This is a genomic window from Cobetia sp. LC6 (genome assembly GCF_030264805.1).
In the GTDB taxonomy this organism is placed as follows: domain Bacteria; phylum Pseudomonadota; class Gammaproteobacteria; order Pseudomonadales; family Halomonadaceae; genus Cobetia.
Genome location: NZ_JASSPL010000003.1, coordinates 334,774 through 352,614, shown reverse-complemented (window position 1 = coordinate 352,614; position 17,841 = coordinate 334,774). Strand labels below are relative to the sequence as shown.

11 protein-coding genes and 1 pseudogene are annotated in these 17,841 nt (G+C 64.3%); 5 read left to right on the top strand and 7 right to left on the bottom strand.

From position 1 onward, the window contains the following. Nucleotides 1-125: 125 nt before the first annotated feature. The gene (locus QQF40_RS06465) at nucleotides 126-3,068 is read right to left on the bottom strand and encodes an FAD-binding and (Fe-S)-binding domain-containing protein (protein WP_285460738.1); all 2,943 of its coding nucleotides are present in this window, start codon (nucleotides 3,066-3,068) and stop codon (nucleotides 126-128) included. A gap of 59 nt (nucleotides 3,069-3,127) precedes the next feature. Continuing rightward, nucleotides 3,128-4,835 (bottom strand): annotated as a pseudogene (locus QQF40_RS06460) (L-lactate permease). Nucleotides 4,836-5,260: 425 nt separating this feature from the next. Here QQF40_RS06460 and QQF40_RS06455 point away from each other — a divergent pair. The 3 genes from QQF40_RS06455 to QQF40_RS06445 all read left to right on the top strand — a co-directional run bounded on the left by QQF40_RS06455 (nucleotide 5,261) and on the right by QQF40_RS06445 (nucleotide 10,013). Then, a complete protein-coding gene (locus QQF40_RS06455; protein ID WP_054556318.1) occupies nucleotides 5,261-6,031 on the top strand; it encodes an FCD domain-containing protein in 771 nt (256 codons plus the stop codon). 83 nt (nucleotides 6,032-6,114) lie between these two features. Next, entirely contained in the window at nucleotides 6,115-8,481 is a 2,367-nt protein-coding gene (locus QQF40_RS06450; protein ID WP_285460737.1) for an ATP-binding protein, read from the top strand. Further along, nucleotides 8,478-10,013, top strand: a complete 1,536-nt coding sequence (locus QQF40_RS06445; RefSeq protein WP_285460736.1) for a sigma-54-dependent transcriptional regulator — start codon at nucleotides 8,478-8,480, stop codon at nucleotides 10,011-10,013. The genes QQF40_RS06450 and QQF40_RS06445 overlap by 4 nt, the downstream gene beginning before the upstream one ends. Nucleotides 10,014-10,112: 99 nt before the next feature. On the opposite strand, the gene QQF40_RS06440 is transcribed toward QQF40_RS06445, so the two are convergent. From QQF40_RS06440 to QQF40_RS06430, 3 genes are all read right to left on the bottom strand, one after another. Beyond that, complete coding sequence (locus QQF40_RS06440) at nucleotides 10,113-10,820, bottom strand: metal-dependent hydrolase (protein ID WP_175090651.1); 708 nt, start codon at nucleotides 10,818-10,820, stop codon at nucleotides 10,113-10,115. Nucleotides 10,821-11,135: 315 nt separating this feature from the next. Then, on the bottom strand, nucleotides 11,136-11,678 hold the full coding sequence (locus QQF40_RS06435; RefSeq protein WP_043335714.1) for a gamma carbonic anhydrase family protein: 543 nt from the start codon (nucleotides 11,676-11,678) through the stop codon (nucleotides 11,136-11,138). Nucleotides 11,679-11,875: 197 nt separating this feature from the next. Beyond that, nucleotides 11,876-13,219, bottom strand: coding sequence for a sodium-dependent transporter (locus QQF40_RS06430; RefSeq protein ID WP_175090650.1), 1,344 nt, complete (start codon nucleotides 13,217-13,219; stop codon nucleotides 11,876-11,878). A 271-nt stretch (nucleotides 13,220-13,490) separates the two neighbouring features. Here QQF40_RS06430 and prlC point away from each other — a divergent pair, with 271 nt between their 5' ends. Next, nucleotides 13,491-15,539: an oligopeptidase A gene (gene prlC, locus QQF40_RS06425; protein ID WP_285460735.1), complete on the top strand. Its 2,049-nt coding sequence runs from the start codon at nucleotides 13,491-13,493 to the stop codon at nucleotides 15,537-15,539. 147 nt (nucleotides 15,540-15,686) lie between these two features. Continuing rightward, nucleotides 15,687-15,938, top strand: coding sequence for a YheV family putative zinc ribbon protein (locus tag QQF40_RS06420; RefSeq protein ID WP_175090648.1), 252 nt, complete (start codon nucleotides 15,687-15,689; stop codon nucleotides 15,936-15,938). Between the two features lie 105 nt (nucleotides 15,939-16,043). On the opposite strand, the gene sodC is transcribed toward QQF40_RS06420, so the two are convergent. Continuing rightward, a complete protein-coding gene (sodC, locus tag QQF40_RS06415) occupies nucleotides 16,044-16,613 on the bottom strand; it encodes a superoxide dismutase family protein (protein WP_175090647.1) in 570 nt (189 codons plus the stop codon). 159 nt (nucleotides 16,614-16,772) lie between these two features. Beyond that, on the bottom strand, nucleotides 16,773-17,624 hold the full coding sequence (gene metF / locus QQF40_RS06410; RefSeq protein WP_285460734.1) for a methylenetetrahydrofolate reductase [NAD(P)H]: 852 nt from the start codon (nucleotides 17,622-17,624) through the stop codon (nucleotides 16,773-16,775). Nucleotides 17,625-17,841: the final 217 nt, after the last annotated feature.

Sequence of the window (17,841 nt, the reverse complement as noted above, 5' to 3'; positions counted from 1 at the left end):
TTTCACCGCTGGTAACGCCATGCGTCCCCGGCAGCGGATGCGTACTTTACGCACGAACCGCCGTGAGGGCAAGGGCTTTTTCAAGAGATTGTCATCAGGGCGTCATGCATCTCGAACACCTACCATCACCTTGGTGCCGATGCTCTATCGACCAGACCGAGAATCGATTGATAGCTGAGTCCGGAGTGATCACTCAGCCCTATCTCGCAGGTGCGCGAATTGGAAACTCCGTAGTCGCAATCGGCCACTACCTCCTTCAGCCCCTTCAATGCCGAGGCATTGAGCTCCGGGGTACTGAATCCCTTGTCGCCGGCGAAGCCGCAGCAGGTGATCTCTTCCGGTACGACGACTTCACTGGCGCACTGCCGCGCCAGCGCCACGAACTGCTCTGCCAGCCCCATGCGGACACTGGAGCAGGTGACATGCACCGCGACTCTTGCCTTGAGCGGTGTGATCGAGAGATAAGGCAATAGATAGTCGAGGACCAGCTGCACCGGCTCGACCAAGGTGAGCGACACTTCAAGATGCTCGCGCGCATAGGCCTGAGCCTGTGCCAGGCACGGGCTGGTATCACAGAAGATCGGCAGCCGTCCGTCGTCACTCGCCTCCACCAGCGCCGTTGCCAACTCGGCGGCCTTGGCATCTCCCGCCTCGAACTGACCCTTGGACTGGAAGGCCATCCCACAGCACAGCGCCTCCACCCCTTTCGGCAGCACGACCTCGAAGCCAGCCTTGTCCATCAAGGCCAGCGCCATCTCGGTGACACTGCGTGGATCGCGATCATCAGTAGCGACCCCGAAGACACGCGTGGCGCAGGACGGAAAATAGACGACGTGCCCATTCGGCGCCTCACTGCGACCCAAGGGTTGTGCCAGACGTTTGAGATACGGGCGCGGCGCGGCCGCCGGCATGCTGGGAGTCCATTGCTGCACCCTGTCACCGGACACCTTGCGAGCAGCCCGGGTCAGGCGACGCATGTTGCGCGTGCCGACGGCGCCATGCAGCCCATCCGCCAGCCTGAGCACCCCACGCATGCCACTGGTGACACGAGTGAAATGCTCTCCGGCCCACTGCGCCACCTTCACCTTGCCTGAATGATCGGCACCGGCGTTCTCTTCATGACGCAATCCCCGGATCAGATCACCGGTATTGATGCCGACCGGACACTGGGTCGCGCACAGGCCATCCCCCGCACAGGTCTCCATGCCCTGATAGGCGTATTCCTTCCTGAGCGCTGCCAGCTGGTCGCGCTGTGCATCATCCGGTGCCTCGAGCGCAGCCAGGCGAGCGATCTCCCGCCGGATGACGATGCGCTGGCGCGGCGTCAGGCTCAGATTCTTCGACGGACAGACCGACTCACAGAAACCGCACTCGATGCAGCGGTCCACCAGCGGGTCCGCTGCCGGCAGTGGCTTGAGGTTTTCCAGATGCAGGCGAGGATTGCGCGTCAGGATCACTTCCGGGTTGAGCAGGTTATCCGGATCGAAGGCCTCCTTGATTCGCCACATCAGGGCATAGGCATCCTTGCCCCACTCAAGCTCTACATAAGGCGCCATGTTGCGACCCGTACCATGCTCGGCCTTGAGCGAGCCACCATATTCCTGCCCCACCAGCTGCGCGACGTCATCCATCAGCGCCTGATAGCGCTCCACCTCACCTTCGCGCTCGAAGCCCTGTGGGAAGACGAAGTGAAGATTGCCCTCCAGCGCGTGACCAAACAGGATCGCCTGGGAGTAACCATGCCGCTGGAAGACCTCCGTCAGCGCACCGACGCCTTCCGCCAGCCGCTCGATGGGGAAGGCGACATCCTCGATGATCACGGTGGTCCCCAGATCACGCACTGCGCCGACCGCCGGGAACAGGCCCTTGCGGATCTTCCAGTACAGCGCATAACGCTGCGCATCCTGAGTGAAGGCCCACGACTCGCAGGTCTCGATGCCTTCCAGCACGCGGCCCACCTCGGCCATGCGCGCCTCCAACTCCTGATGATGCGCGCCCCGCACATCCACCAGCAGCGCGACCGCCGCTTCCGGCAGGGTGCGCAACTCGTCCGGCATGCCCGGTGCGTCCTCGACGGAGCGCAGCGCCGCACGGTCCATCAGCTCCACCGCCGCGACTGGCGCCGTCTTCAGCAACATGGTGGCGCGACAGGCTGCATCGATGTTCGGGTAGTACACCAGCGCCGCTGCCTTGTGCGGCTCCTCGATCACGGTGCGATAGGTAATGGAGGCGATGAAACCCAGGGTGCCTTCCGAACCGATCATCAGATGCTTGAGGATCTCGAGACCATCGGCATAGTCGACCAGTGCATTGAGGCTATAGCCGGTGGTGTTCTTGAGCCGGTACTTGTGGCGAATGCGCTCGGCCAGCTCAGGGTCGGCGCGCACACTGGCCGCCATGCGCTCCAGCTCCGACAGCAGGCCACCATGGCTGGCACGAAAGGCCTGCACACTCTCCGGCGACGCCGTATCCAGGCAGGTGCCATCGGCGAGAATGACGCGCAGGTCCTCGACGGTGCGATAACTGTTGTGTGCCGTGCCGCAGCACATGCCGGACGCATTGTTGGCCGCGATGCCGCCGATCATGCAGCTGTTGATCGAAGCCGGGTCCGGGCCGATCTTGCGCCCGAAGGGGGCCAGCAGCTGATTGGCACGCGCCCCGATCACCCCCGGCTGCAGGCAGATGCGGCTGCCCTGCTCCAGCACCTGCGCCCCTCGCCACTCGCCGCCCAGCTGGATGAGCACCGAATCCGTCAACGCCTGTCCGGACAGCGACGTCCCCGCCGCACGGAAGGTCACCGGCAGCTTGCGCGTCCGGCACTCGCGCAACACATGCCCAAGCTCCTGCTCGTCATGCACCCGCACCACCAGCTGCGGCACCAGCCGATAGAAGCTGGCATCCGTGCCGTAGGCCAGGGTGCGCAGCGGATCATGGATCAGGCGCTCACCGGGAATGTGCTGCGCCAACGCCTCGCGCAGGGCGTCATAGGCAGCAGCTCGCGCCTGGGGTGAGGCATGCCCGCCCATGGCAGGGTGAGCAGTGGAGTCAGGGGCAGCAGCGGCGGTCATGGCCAGTCTCTTTAGTCAGTCAGGATGTCTTTCAGGGTATCAGTCAGCACGGATCACGCTTACGGCAGCAGCGGGTCACTCAGGCCCACCAGATGGAACGCCAGAATGCCCAGCACGCCGGAGGCCAATAGATAGTAGGCGGTCGGAATCGCCGTCATGCGCAGGGTACGTCCTTCACGCCCCAGCAGACCGACGGTCGCCGAGGCCGCCACGACGTTGTGGATGGCGATCATGTTGCCAGCCGCGGCCCCGACCGCCTGCAGCGCCACCATCAGCGCTCCCGACAGCCCGAGCTGGGCGGCGACGTTGAACTGGAACTGGGACAGCATCATGTTGGAAACCGTATTGGAGCCGGCGATGAAGGCCCCCAGCGCGCCGATGCCCGAGGCGAACAACGGGTAGGCCTGACCGAGGCTGTCAGCCACCACGTCCGCCATCACCACCGGCATGGACGCCAGATCGTTCAGATTGACGCCGGAGTTGAATCAGGATGCGCACCATCGGAATGGTGAACACCAGCACGAAGCCGGCGCCGACCAGTGTGCGCCAGGATTCGCTGGCCGCCGCCACCAGCTGGCGAGAGGCCATGCGATGCAGCAACAGCGTGATCAGCGCCACGAAGACCATGATGCCGCCAGGCAGATAGAGCGGCTGTATCGCGCCGGAGATGCCGCTGGCACCCAGCAGGTCAGTGGCACTGAATTGCACGCTGACCAGCCAGCCCTTGAAGTCACTCGATACGCGCGAGGCGACCAGCAGCAACGCGATCAGCCCATAGGGCAACCACGCCAGCCACAGAGGCAGCGGCTTTCTGCCCGCCGCGGCGGCCTCGACGTCATCGCGCTCCAGCGTCAGGTCACCCAGCCAATGCCTGGGCCACTCGGCCTCGGGCGGAAAATCCCAGCTGTCCTTCGGCAATAGAAAGCCGGCACGCGCCGCTGGCACCACGAGGATCAAGCCGACCAGAGCGCCGATCAGTGACGGGAACTCCGGGCCGAGGAAGATACCTGCCGCCACGTAGGGCAGCGTGAAGCACAGGCCGGCGAACAACGCGAACGGTGCTATCGACAGCCCCTCGCTCCAGCTTTTCTTCGCCCCGAAGAAGCGCGTCATCATCACGGTCATGAACAGCGGCATCAGCAGGCCGACGATGCCATGCACGATGGCGACTTCCGAGGTGATCAGCTGCAGGAAGGCCTCCCAGCTGGAATGGTTCGCCAGCAGCTGCTCACCGAGATTGGCCTTGTCGAGGCCCGCATTCACGCCGATCACGATCGGCGTGCCCACCGCCCCGAAGGATACCGGCGTCGACTGGATCATCATGCCCACCATCACCGCCCCCAGCGCCGGGAAGCCGATGGCGACCAGCAACGGCGCCGCGATGGCCGCAGGCGTCCCGAAGCCGGAAGCCCCCTCGATGAAGCTGCCGAACAGCCAGGCGATGATGATGGCCTGTACGCGGCGGTCGGGACTGACGGTGGTGAAGGCGCCGCGGATTACCGCGATCGCCCCGGAATGCTTGAGCGTATTGAGCAGAAAGATGGCGCCGAAGATGATCCACAGCACCGAGACGGTCACCATCAGCCCCTGCAGCGTGGAGGCCAGAATACGCGTCAGCGACATCTGCCACACGAAATAGCCGATGGCAGCGGTGACGAGGAAGACCAATGGCATGGCGCGACGCGCGGGCCATTGCAGACCGACGAGCAGGATGCCCGCCAGCAGGATAGGGGTGAAGGCCAGCAAGGCCAGCAGTGGCTCGGACATGACGGAAACTCCGCAGGCGAATTGTTGTGATTGTTGTCTGGCACGGCAGTGAAGGACTCGGGGGTTGGCGCACCCTTGGGTCAGGCCTTCCGATAAATTGGTAATACCAACTTACCCTGATGTGCTTCGGCATAATCTAGGCGTCGCCTCGAAAGGGGTCAAACATCATGTCGCACAAGGTATCTAGACATTGGTCAAAGCATCTCTATTGCGTAAAATTGGTCTTACCAATTATTGATAGTCCTCATCTCCCACGCGAGGCGTGGTTATCACACATATTGGTAAGACCAATGTCGGCTGTGGCGTGGAATGCCCACGGGCCACACTGATCATCGGCAGCGCCGCAAGCGCCCCTCTCTTGCATGCCGCACTCTGGCCTTCCAGCGTTCGGCGCCGCCTTTCACCTTTGCCGCAAGGACACTTCCATGCGTTACGCCCCCGTCCGCCAACCCCGTATCGCCGATGTACTCACCGAGCGCCTCGAAAGCATGATCATCGAAGGCAGCCTGAAACCCGGCGAGCGCCTGCCACCGGAGCGCACCCTGGCCGAGCAGTTCGAAGTCTCGCGCCCCTCCGTGCGGGAGGCCATCCAGAAACTGGCCGCGCGCGGACTGCTGACCTCACGTCAGGGCGGCGGCACCTATGTCTCTGAAGAGCTGGCGCGCGCCTGGTCCGACCCGCTCAGCGCGCTGCTGGGTCGCCACGGTGAGTTCAATCTCGATCTGCTGGAATTTCGTGATGCGCTGGAAGGCATCAGCGCCTACTACGCCGCCATGCGCTCCACACCTGCCGACAAGGCAATGCTGCGCCAGCGCTTCGAGGACCTGGAGAAGAGCTTCGAGGGACGTGACCCAGAGCGCGAAGCCGGTGCCGATGCCGCCTTCCACCTCGCCATCGCTGAGGCCGCGCACAACGTGGTGCTGCTGCACTCGATGCGCAGCCTGTTCCAGTTGCTGGAGAAGAGTATCGTGGCCAACCTGCGCCACCTGTTCGAGAAGCCGGAATCACGCCCGCGCCTGATCCAGCAACACCGCAGCCTGTTCGAGGCGATCATGGAAGGCCGCGCGGAAGATGCGCGCAACGCCGCCCATGAGCATCTGGTCTTCGTCGAGGATTCACTGCTGGAACTGGAACGCGCCGAGACTCGTGCCCAGCGCGCCTTGCGCCGTGCCCAGGCGGCGCCGGATGGCTCATGACATTCAGTCATGACGCCCTGGCTGAACATGAAGTTCCGGATAAGCAGCGCTTGAGATGAGGGCCTGAACATGAAGGCTTGCCGATGAAGGATACGCGCCTGCCCCAGCTGTGGCGTCTCGTACTGGCGGTAGTGCTACCGCTGGGGCTGATGCTGTGCGTGTGGCAGGCGGTCTCGATGGCGCGCAGCCAGGGGCTGGAGCGCCTGGGGCATGAGGCAGACAACGAACTGCGTCTGACTGCCGCCAGCCTGCGCGGCCAACTGAATCGACACGCCTATCTGCCCAGGCTGGTGGCAGAGAATGACCAGCTGCGCGACTTTCTGGATCACCCTGAAGATCTCAGAGCGGAAGTGGCGCTCAATCAGCGCCTGGACCGCATGCGTGAGCTGGCCGGCATCTCGGACCTCTATCTGGTCGATGACACCGGCACCACCATCGCCGCCAGCAACTGGCGCTCCGCCAACACCTTCATCGGCCAGAACTACCGCTTCCGCCCCTACTGGCAAGACGCCATCAATGGTGGCGAAGGCCGCTTCTACGGGCTGGGCACCAGCTCCGGTGAGCGCGGTTACTTCTTCAGTGCCGCCGTCACCAGCCCGCAGGGGCGACGTGGCGTGGCCGTGGTCAAGGTGCAGATAGAGGCGCTGGAGGCGGCGTGGCTCGACCAGAATGCCGACATCATGGTCACTGATCCGCATGGCGTGATCTTCATCGCCAGCCAGGCGCAGCGGGTGCTGCGCACGCTGGAGCCACTCAGCGAGGAGACACGCAACCGACTGCTCGATACCCAGCGCTATGCCAATCAGCGCCTGCGTCCGCTGCGCCTGCATCATCGCGAGGCGCTGCCGGAGCTGCTGGGCTCGCCCCTTGAGTCGCGCCGCGACACGACCTCCATCGAATTGTTGCAGCTGACACCGGGGGATCTCTGGCAGCACGCCTGGTTGAGCCTGTCCCAGCCACTGCCGGATATCGGCTGGCGCCTGCATGTACTCAAGCCACTGGCTCCGCTGCGCAGCGGTATCTGGCAGACAGCCGGTCTCGCGGCCGGTGGCTATGCCTTGCTGTGTCTGCTGGCAGGGCTGGGCTGGCAGCGACTGCGCATCCTGCGTGAGCGTCGCCTGTTCGCCGAGCGCGAGCGCCAGAATCTCGCCAGCAGCCAGCAACGGGTGCGCGGCATCATCGACCGCACTCAGGCTGGCCTGTGTATCCTCGATGAGCGGGTGCGGCTGGTGTATCTCAATCCGACGGCCATCGCGCTGTTCGGCTCGCCCTTGAGCGCCGACACCTCACCGGAAGACTCAACCCGCCAGCCCAGCGCCCGCGAAGGGCGTGATCTGCGCGAGCTGTTCCTGCCGGCCGAGCGCCACCTGCTGGACCGCCTGACCCAAGACCGCTCCGTCGGGCCGCTGGAAGTGCATGGCCTGCGCGAGGGAGTCGCGGTACCACTGGAGCTTTCCTGCTCGCCACTGCCCAGCCCCCATGGTCCACGATGGCTGGTCACGGTCTTCGATGTCAGCGAACGCCGTGCCCAGGCCGAGCAGCTCGCTCAGGCACGCGATGCCTTCGAGCAACGGGTGGTCGAGCGTACCCGCGACCTCGCCGCCAGCAACACGCGCCTGAGTGCCGAAGTCGAGGAGCGCACCCGCGCCGAACGCGAGCTGCGCGAGACGCGTGATGAATTGATCCAGACCGCCAAGCTGGCGGTGCTGGGGGAGCTGGCCGCCGGCATCAATCACGAGCTCAATCAGCCATTGGCCGCCATCCGCGCCTATGCCGAGAACGCGACTGCCTTCCTCGCTCGCGCCCAGACCTCCCAGGTCGAAAGCAACCTGCGCCAGATCACCGAGCTGACCCAGCGCATGGGCGAGATCAGCGCGCAGCTGCGTCAGTTCTCACGCAAGAGCGGTGACCGTCTGGAGGCCATCGACCTCACCACCAGCCTCGACTATGCCCTGCGCCTGCTGCATGCACGCTGCGAGGCGCTCGGCGTGACCCTCATTCGCGAAGCGGGTCCAACGCTGGCCCAAGTGCGCGCCGAGCCGGTGCGTCTGGAGCAGGTATTGGTCAACCTGATCGGCAATGCACTGGACGCGCTGGCCGACATGCCCCCCGAGCGCACGGAGCCCCCCAGCATCCAGCTCGACCTGCATGAGAAAACAGGCAGTGCCGGTGATCAGGTCGTGCTGGAAGTCCACGACAACGGCCCCGGCCTCGAGCCATCGCAACTGGTGCGCGTGTTCGAACCCTTCTATACCCAGCGCGCCGACGGCCAGGGGCTCGGGCTGGGGTTATCGATCAGCGCGCGTATCGTCGCCGACCTCGGCGGCACCCTCGAGGCGCACCCCTCGCCGCTGGGTGGCGCACTGTTCCGGCTGACGCTGCCGGCGCTCTCGATGCCCTCACAACCCCCGATGCCACCCACCGCCAACCATTCACAGGAGCCGTCATGAGCGACGTCACGAATACCGACATGCAGGTGCTGGTGGTGGATGACGAACCGCACCTGCGCGACAGCCTGAGCCAGAGCCTGATGCTGGCCGATTACCGCACTCGCCCGCTGGCCAGTGCCGAGCAGGCGCTGGAAATCCTGCGCGCCGAGGCGCCCTTCGAGGGTGTGGTGATCACGGACATTCGCATGCCGGGCATGGATGGCCTGAGCCTGCTGCACGCGGCACATGCCGTGGATGACGAGCTGCCGGTGATCGTGATGACCGGTCATGGCGACATCGATACCGCCGTCGCGGCCATGCAGGCCGGTGCCTGGGATTTCATCGAGAAGCCCTTCGATCGCGAGCGCATGCTCGATGGCGTACGGCGCGCGGTGGCCGCCCGCCGGCTGGCACTGGAGAACCGCTCGCTGCGCGAACAGCTGGATACCCAGCGCAACAGCGCCGGCCCCAGGCTGGTGGGCAGCAGTGACCTCATGCAGCGCCTGGATGCCCAGGTCTCACGCCTGGCGGCAGTCGATGCCGACACCTTGCTATATGGCGAGACCGGCGCCGGCAAGGACCGTGTCGCCCGCTGTCTGCACGAGCGCAGCGCCCGCGCCAGCAAGCCCTTCGTGGCGCTCAACTGTGGCGGCATGCCGGAGACATTGATCGAGTCGGAACTGTTCGGCCACGAGAAAGGCGCCTTCACCGGTGCCAGCGAGCGCCGCATCGGCAAGCTGGAACACGCCGACGGCGGTACCCTGTTCCTCGATGAGATCGAATCGATGCCGATGTCGTTGCAGATCAAGCTGCTGCGGGTGCTGCAGGAGCGCAGTATCGAGCGGCTCGGCAGCAATACGCCACGCCCCATCGATATCCGCGTCATCGCCGCCACCAAGCGGGATCTACGTGAAGCGGCCAGCGCCGGCGAGTTTCGCGAAGACCTCTACTACCGCCTGAACGTGGTCACGCTATATCTGCCGCCACTGCGCGAGCATGCCGAAGATATCCTGCAACTGTTCCGGCACTTCGCGATTCTGGCCAGCGAACGCACCAGTCTGGAAGTCCCACCGCTGGACGCCACCACCCTGCAGGCACTGCTGGCGCATGACTGGCCGGGCAACGTGCGTGAGCTGAGAAACTGTGCGGAGCGTCATGTGCTGCTGGGCGGGCTGGAAGGCAACATCGGCGACAGCATGGCGGAAGGGCGACCGCTCACCACGGGCACGAGTAGCCCGGCCGTGAACAGCACGGAAGCCGCAAGAGAGGCGGACAGAGAAGACATCACCACCGGCACGTGCGAGCGGGATGCATCAGGAGCATCGAGGGAATCAAGCGAGCTGGGGGAACTGGAGCACAACGTGAAGGCAGCCACGCAGGCGCAATCGCTGCCGCAGCGCATGGAGGCGTTCGAGGCCGCGCTGATTCGCGAAGCCCTGGCGGCCAGCAAAGGTCAGGTGGTGATGGCCTGCGAACGGCTGGGGCTGCCGCGCAAGACACTCTACGACAAGCTCAAGAAGCACGGCCTGAGCGCCGAGCCCTATCGTGGTTGAGGCATCGTGCCTGATGCACCACAACAGAGGCATCACAACCAAGGCATCACGACCAAGACAACGCTACGGAGATTCGCGCCGGTCTTCAGCCAGACAGCATCAGACGCCGGCCATCAGCCGCGACAGGCCTTCGCCGAACACGGACAGCGGCCCCTGCAGATGCATGATGTCCACCAGCACCGAAACGGGCGGCAGCCAGGGCGTCATGGCGGCGATCACCGCCACCATCGCCAGCGAGTTGCCCGGCTCACGATAATCGAACAGCTTGAAGGCGGTACCGAAGCTGCGCTTGAGGCGTGCGCCGACCATGTCGACGCTGTACATCTCATCGAGCAACAGGTGGATCATGGCGCCGAACAACAGGGCCGCGCCCTGCCACCAGGCCTGCTCTTCACTCTGCCCCAGTACATGCAGGCTGGCGGCCGTCACGCCCAGTGAGCACAGCAGTGACGCGAGCAGCGAGTGCCAGATACCGCGGTGGACGGTGAAGCGCTTGAAGATGGCGCTGGCCACATAGCGCACGCCCAGATAGGTGGCGCCGCCCGCCATCATCAACGGCCCCGCCAGCAGGCGGTCCTGCAGCAGCAGCACGCAGGCCATGGTCGCCAGTACCGCAAACAGCGTGAACAGGATCCGGATGGCGCGCGAGTTGTCGGAGTCGATATCCGGCAGGATACCGCCGAAGGTGGTCAGACTCGCCAGCGGAACCCCCTCCGCCAGCGACCACAGGCCGCCCTGCCAGCCCGCCGCCGCGACGATGCCGCCGGCAAAGGCCGCTACGGTGATATGGGTACGAAAATTGGCCATGAAATACGGGTCGCGAGCCCTCGACGATGTCACTGGACCAGACGCCACACGCCGGCACTGGATATACGTCCAGATTATGACGCAAGCATTTCATGAAAAACAATGGCTTGTCCTGGTTTGTGCGCGCCACTGCCATCTCTGCCTTCTAAAGCTCGTGGAAAAACCGATCCTGGCTTGTGGAAAATCCGCCCCTGGCTTGCGGAAAATTTGCCCCTGACTTGCGAATAATCCGGCTCTGAAACGAGCACTCCCCCGCTGGCCTGAGCCAACGGGGGAGTGATCATTGCTGCGTCTGCCACTCTCCGCGAGGAAGATTCAGTCGACGTAGTCTTCGGCCAGATGCTGATCCTTCAGCTTGACGTAGTTCACCGCCGAATAGGTGAAGAACTCACGCTCACTGTCCTTGATGGGGCGCAGTGCCTTGGCCGGGTTGCCGGCATACACATGCCCGCCCTCGAGACGCTTGCCCGGCGGCACCAGCGCACCCGCCGCGATGATGACTTCATCTTCCACCACCACGCCGTCCATCACGATGGCGCCCATGCCGACCAGTACGCGGTCGTGAATGGTGCAGCCATGCAACACGGCCTTGTGACCGATGGTGACGTCATCGCCGATTTCCAGCGGATAGCCACCCGGATTGAAATCACTGGCGTGAGTGATATGCAGTACCGCGCCATCCTGCACACTGGTGCGCGCGCCGATGCGGATACGGTGCATGTCGCCGCGAATCACCGCCAGCGGCCATACCGAGCTGTCATCCCCGAGGGCGACATCACCCAGCACCACACTGGCCGGATCGACGAAAACCCGCTCGCCCAGTCGCGGCGTCAGGCCCTTGAAGGATCTAATGCTCATGCCTTACCTCCTGAATTAGGCATCCAGCCTACTGCGCCAAACACCGGGATGCCAATAGCGCGACGGCCTGACTCGCGTTGCGATGTTTTCGACACCCCGTCCCGACGCCCCGATTTCAGGCTCGACATGCCCTGCGCATCGCCCCACGCCTGGCGCCGACTCAACGTCAGATTCACGTACCGATGGCACAAGCGGGCTTACTTGAAGAAGCTCCAGCCCAGCACGACGACGACCAGCGGAATCGAGACCCAGCGCAGTACCCAACGCCAGGTGCGGAAGAAGCCACGCGATGTGCCGAGGCCAGCCAGCGCACGATTCTGCGGCATCACCCAGGCCGCGAAGATAGCGATCAGCAGCCCGCCGATCGGCAGGAAGAAGTCCGGCGGAATCGTCGTCACCGCATCGAAGACATTCATTTCGCCCAGCACGTGCACGTCCTTGAGGCTCGAGAAGGACAGCACCGACAACAACCCCATCGCCCACACCGAGACACCGACCGCCAGTGCCGCGTGGCGACGCTTGAGGCCCCAACCCTCCAGCACCTCGACGATGGGCTCGGCGATGTTGATCGAGCTGGTCCAGGTCGCCAGCAGCAACAGCAGGAAGAACAGCGCCAGCAGCACGCTGCCGCCCGGCAGATTGGCGAAGGCGATCGGCAGGCTGACGAACATCAGGCCGGGGCCGGAGGCCGGGTCCATGCCCTGGCTGAAGACCGCCGCGAAGATGGCGATACCCGCCAGCAGCGCCACACCGATATCCAGCGCCGCCACGGCGATCGCGGCCGTCGGCAGACTCTGGCGCTCCGGCATGTAGGCGCCGTAGGCCATCAGTGCACAGGCGCCGACCGCCAGCGTGAAGAAGGCATGTCCCATGGCATTGAGCATCACGTCCAGCGTGATGGCACTCGGGTCGGGCATGAACAGCCAGCTCAGCGCGGGGCCGAAGCCGGGCGTGCTGATGCTGTAACCGGCCAGCGCCAGCAACAGCACATAGAGCAGCGGCATCATCAGATTGTTGAGGCGCTCGAGCCCGGAAGAGATGCCGGCGGCCACCACGCTCATCGTCATCAGCATGAAGACGGTGTGGTTGAAGGTCATCGTCACCGGGTCTTCCAGGAAGGCACCGAAGGTAGCGCCGATCTCCGGTGGGCTCATGCCGCTGAAGTCACCCTTCAGCGAATCGACCAGATACTCGATCGACCAGCCCGACACCACCGAATAGAACGACAGGATGAAGAACATGGTGATGGCGCCGAACAGCCCCAGCCAGCGCCAGTGCGGGGTCCGGCCACCGCTGACGGCCAGATGGACCAGCGCCTGCATCGGTCCGCGACGTCCGGCGCGCCCGATCATGATCTCGGCCATCATCACCGGCAGGCCCAGCAGCAGCACGAAACCGATATACAGCAGCAGAAACGCGGAACCGCCGTTCTCGCCGGTCATGTAGGGGAAGCGCCAGATGTTGCCCAGCCCTACGGCGGCGCCGGTCACGGCCAGAATGAAGGCTCGGCGACTGCCCCAGCGTTCGGTGGTTTCGCTCATGTCTGCTCTCGTGGTTTCGGTACGGGGGAAGGATACAGGCCCCACTCGGGGGCCAAGGCCAGCAAGATAGCAGCCGTACCGGCCTCGGCCAATGCGACATGCGCGTGGCAGCGCCCGCCTATCGAGGCGATAGATTGAATAACACGCGCCGAGGCCTCACATTCTAGGTATCCCCGCGGCAGCGGTGACGCCGTTTTCACGGCGCAATCAATGCGCAAGTTCTCCTTTACCGCTCACCGCTGCCGCCCACCCGAATGACGCGAGGTACATGATGTCGATCAATCCCCTGCTGGAACGCAACACCCTGCCCCCCTTCGACACCCTCAAGGCCGAGCACGTCGAGGACGCGATCAGCGAACTGCTGGAGCACAACCAGCAGGAGATAGAGCGCCTGATCGAGGCCACCCGCGATGACACGCGCTGGGACAACTTCGCCGCGCCGCTGGAAGCGCTGGGTGACCGCCTGAGCCAGGCCTGGTCGCCGGTCTCGCACCTCAACTCGACCATGAACTCGCCCAAGCTGCGTGAGGCCTATCAGGCCTGTCTCGCCAAGCTGTCGGCCTACTCCACCTGGGTGGGTCAGAACAGCGACCTGGCCGCGGCCTATCAGCGCCTCGCGGACAGCGATGAGTTCGCAAGCCTCGATGAAGCCCAGCAGAAGGCGATCACCAACAGCCTGCGCGACTTCCGCCTCGCCGGTGTCGATCTGCCGCAAGACAAGAAGCAGCGCTACGGCGAGATACAGGCGCGCCTGTCCGAGCTCTCCAACACCTTCTCCAACCATGTGCTGGATGCCACCCAGGCCTGGCACAAGGATGTCGACGAAGAGGCACTGGCGGGCATACCGGAAAGCGGCCTTGAAGCGCTCAAGGCCAATGCCGAAGCCAAGGGCCTGGAAGGCTATCGCATCACCCTGGACTTCCCGAGCTTCTTCCCGGTGCTCAGCTATGCCGACAACCGCGAGTTGCGCGAGGAGGTCTACACTGCCTTCGTCACGCGCGCCTCGGAGAAGGGCCCCAACGCCGGTGAGTTCGACAACGGCCCGGTGATCGAGGAGATTCTGGCCCTGCGTCAGGAGCTGGCCGCGCTGATCGGCTTCGACGACTACGCCTCGCTGTCACTGGCGACCAAGATGGCCGACTCGCCGACGCAGGTCATCGCCTTCCTGGATGACCTCGCTACCCGCGCCGTGCCGCAGGCGCGTGAGGAGTTCAACGAGCTGGCGGCCTACGCCACCGAGAGCCTCGGCATCGACGACCTGCAGCCGTGGGATGTCGGCTATGCCAGCGAGAAGCTGCGCGAGTCGCGCTACGCGATCAATCAGGAGCAGCTGCGCCCCTACTTCCCGGCGCCGCAGGCCATCGGCGGACTGTTCGAGGTCGTCAACCGCCTCTACGGCATCACCTTCAAGCAGCGCGACGTGCCGGTCTGGCACGAGGACGTCAGCTACTACGAGGTCATCGAGAATGACACCCCGATCGCCGGCTTCTATCTCGATCTCTACGCGCGTGAAGGCAAGCGAGGCGGTGCCTGGATGGACGAGTGCCGCGTCCGTCGTCGCCGCGAGGATGGCAGCCTGCAGTTGCCGGTCGCCTACCTGACCTGCAACTTCACCCGCCCGGTGGGCGATCGCCCGGCGCTGCTGACCCACGATGAAGTGGTCACGCTGTTCCACGAGTTCGGTCACGGCCTGCATCACATGCTGACCCGTCAGGAAGTCGCCGAAGTCTCCGGCATCAATGGCGTGGCATGGGACGCCGTCGAGCTGCCCAGCCAGTTCATGGAAAACTTCTGCTACGAGCGTGAAGGACTGGATCTGATCGCACGTCACGTGGACACCGGCGAGCGTCTACCCGATGACATGCTCGAGCGCCTGCAGGCAGCCCGCAACTTCCAGGCGGCGATGACCATGGTCCGCCAGCTGGAGTTCTCGCTGTTCGACTTCCGCCTGCATCATGAGCTCGACAAGCCGTCGGCCAGCGATGTCCAGGCGCTGCTCGACGAGGTGCGCAGCAAGGTCGCCGTGGTGCCGGCGGTCGAGTTCAATCGCTTCCAGAATGGCTTCAGCCATATCTTCGCCGGCGGTTACGCTGCGGGTTACTACAGCTACAAGTGGGCCGAGGTGCTGTCGGCAGACGCCTTCAGTGCCTTCGAGGAAAGCGCGGTCTTCGATACCGCCACCGGCCAACGCTTCCGTGACGAGGTACTGGCACGCGGTGGCTCGCGTGACGCCGCCGAGCTGTTCCGCGCCTTCCGTGGCCGTGACCCGCAGGTCGATGCCCTGCTGCGTCACTCCGGCATCGGTGCCCAGGCGGCCTGATCTCGCCCCGTCTCGTGATGGCGCAAGCCTGACCACGAGCCGCTGACCATGCGCCCCTGACCTTTACCGGTCGGGGGCGTATCATATGGCGCATCATCCGCCCGAGGCGGGATTGCCAGACCTACCCTGACCCTGACTGGAGGCACCATGTCTACCATCAAGCGCTTCATCGCCGGTGCCGTCTGCCCGCGCTGCGGAGCAATGGACCGCCTGCGCACCTGGGAGCAGAACGAGACCCGCTACCGTGACTGCGTGTCCTGCGACTTCTTCGAACAGCAAGCCATCGAGGAGCCGCCGACCCTCGCCGAGATTTCCACGCGCGTGAGCGAGCCCCGCGAGACGCCGGCGAGCGATGAGGTTCAGCCGGTGCGCATTCTGGATCCCGGCAAACTGCACTGATATCTGCTGTATCACTGCGACATGAAAAAGCCCCGCCAATTGGCGGGGCTTTTTCATGTCATCTCGGCAGGTGGTTCAGTTGACCACAGGCCAGTCGACCACACATCAGTCAACTACACCGCAGGCAACGCGCGAGCCGCCACCGCCCAGCTTGGGCGTATCGGTGTAGTTGTCACCCCCGGAGTGGATCATCAGCGCATGGCCGCTGAGATCGTTCTCCTTGAGACGCGGTGCCAGCACCGGCAGCGAGATCTTGCCATCGGCATCGACACTCAGCGCCGGAAGGTCACCGAGGTGGCCATCACCGTAGGGGCCCTGGTGGGTACCGGTCTCTTCTGGATCGAAGTGGCTACCTGCCGCGGCGGCGGCGACGGTCTCGCCATCCTTCTCAGCCGGTTCGCAGCTGGCATTGGCATGCAGGTGGAAGCCGTGGATGCCGCTCTCGAGCCCCTCGATCTTCGGCGTCAGCAGCAGACCGTCATCGGTATCCTCGGCCATGACACTGCCGACGGACTCACCGACGCCATCACTGCTGACGCGATGCATTTCCACCTCGGTGGCTGCCTGGGCGACACCGCCGAACAACCAGGCGCCGAGCGCCACCGTCGCGGCGGTCTTGAGGGGCTTTCTGGAAGAGGGCGTAAAGGATGCCGTGTGCTGTGTCTCGTGATTCATGAGCAATCTCTCCATCACTGAGGCCGGCGTCACTGCCGACGCCTTGAGTGGCTTGCGGGCCGCTGTCACGAGCGGCTACCCATCAGACCTCAGGGCGATCGACGTCACATTCAATGCCACTCTTCCAATGACTTGCCGTGCACACCCGGCGCACGTGACTCAACGAGAAGCGATACCCAGATTTTCCAGCACCTTCAGACACGGCTCGGCCTGGTTGAGGGTATAGAAGTGCAGGCCCGGTGCGCCGCCATCCAGCAGACGCTGACTCATGCGCGAGATCACCTCGGTACCGAAGGCCTGGAGGCTCTCGCTGTCATCGCCATAGCTCTCGAGCTGGCGGCGGAGCCAGCGCGGGATGTCCGCACCGCAGGAATCGGAGAAGCGCGCCAGCTTGGCGTAGTTGGTGATCGGCATGATCCCCGGGATGATCGGCTGCTCGATGCCGGCGGCACGCGCGCGCTCCACGAAGTGGAAATAGGCATCAGCATTGAAGAAGTACTGGGTGATGGCGATATCGGCGCCGGCCTGCATCTTGCGCGCGAAGTTCTCGAGATCGCTATGGTAATTGTTGGCCTGCGGATGGCACTCGGGATAGGCCGCCACCGCGATCTCGAAGTGATCGCCGGTCTCCTCGCGCAAGAACTCGACCAGCTCGTTGGCGTAACGCAGCTCGCTGCGCGAGCCCATCCCGGAGGGCAGGTCCCCGCGCAACGCCACCAGGCGCTTGACACCCTGCTCACGATATTGCGCCAGGATCTCACGCAGCTCACCGCGGTCGCTGCCGACACACGACAGGTGCGGCGCGGTGCAGATGCCGCTGGCGCTGACCGACTGCACGGTGTTGAAGGTACGCTCACGCGTGGAGCCGCCCGCGCCATAGGTGACGGAGAAGAACTCCGGCTCCAGCGCCGCCAGCTGATCGCGAACCCCCTTGAGCTTTTCACGCCCGGCCTCGGTATTCGGCGGGAAGAATTCGAAGCTGATCCCTGACGGATGTTCGCTTGCACTCATGGGGCGGCCCTCGTGGTCGTCGTGTCCGGCATTGATGTCGTTATCGCCGCACACTTCGCGGTGTGCGTGCAGCAATACACGTCCGGTGCGTCACGCCACCGCCCTTGCACTGCATGTCGAGCATTCTGACCGCCGCCGCCGACCCCGGCCAATGAAAGGTTTTCGCCTCAACTTCAATGCCATTCATATAAGAAAGTGCGTGTTTATAACCATTGCT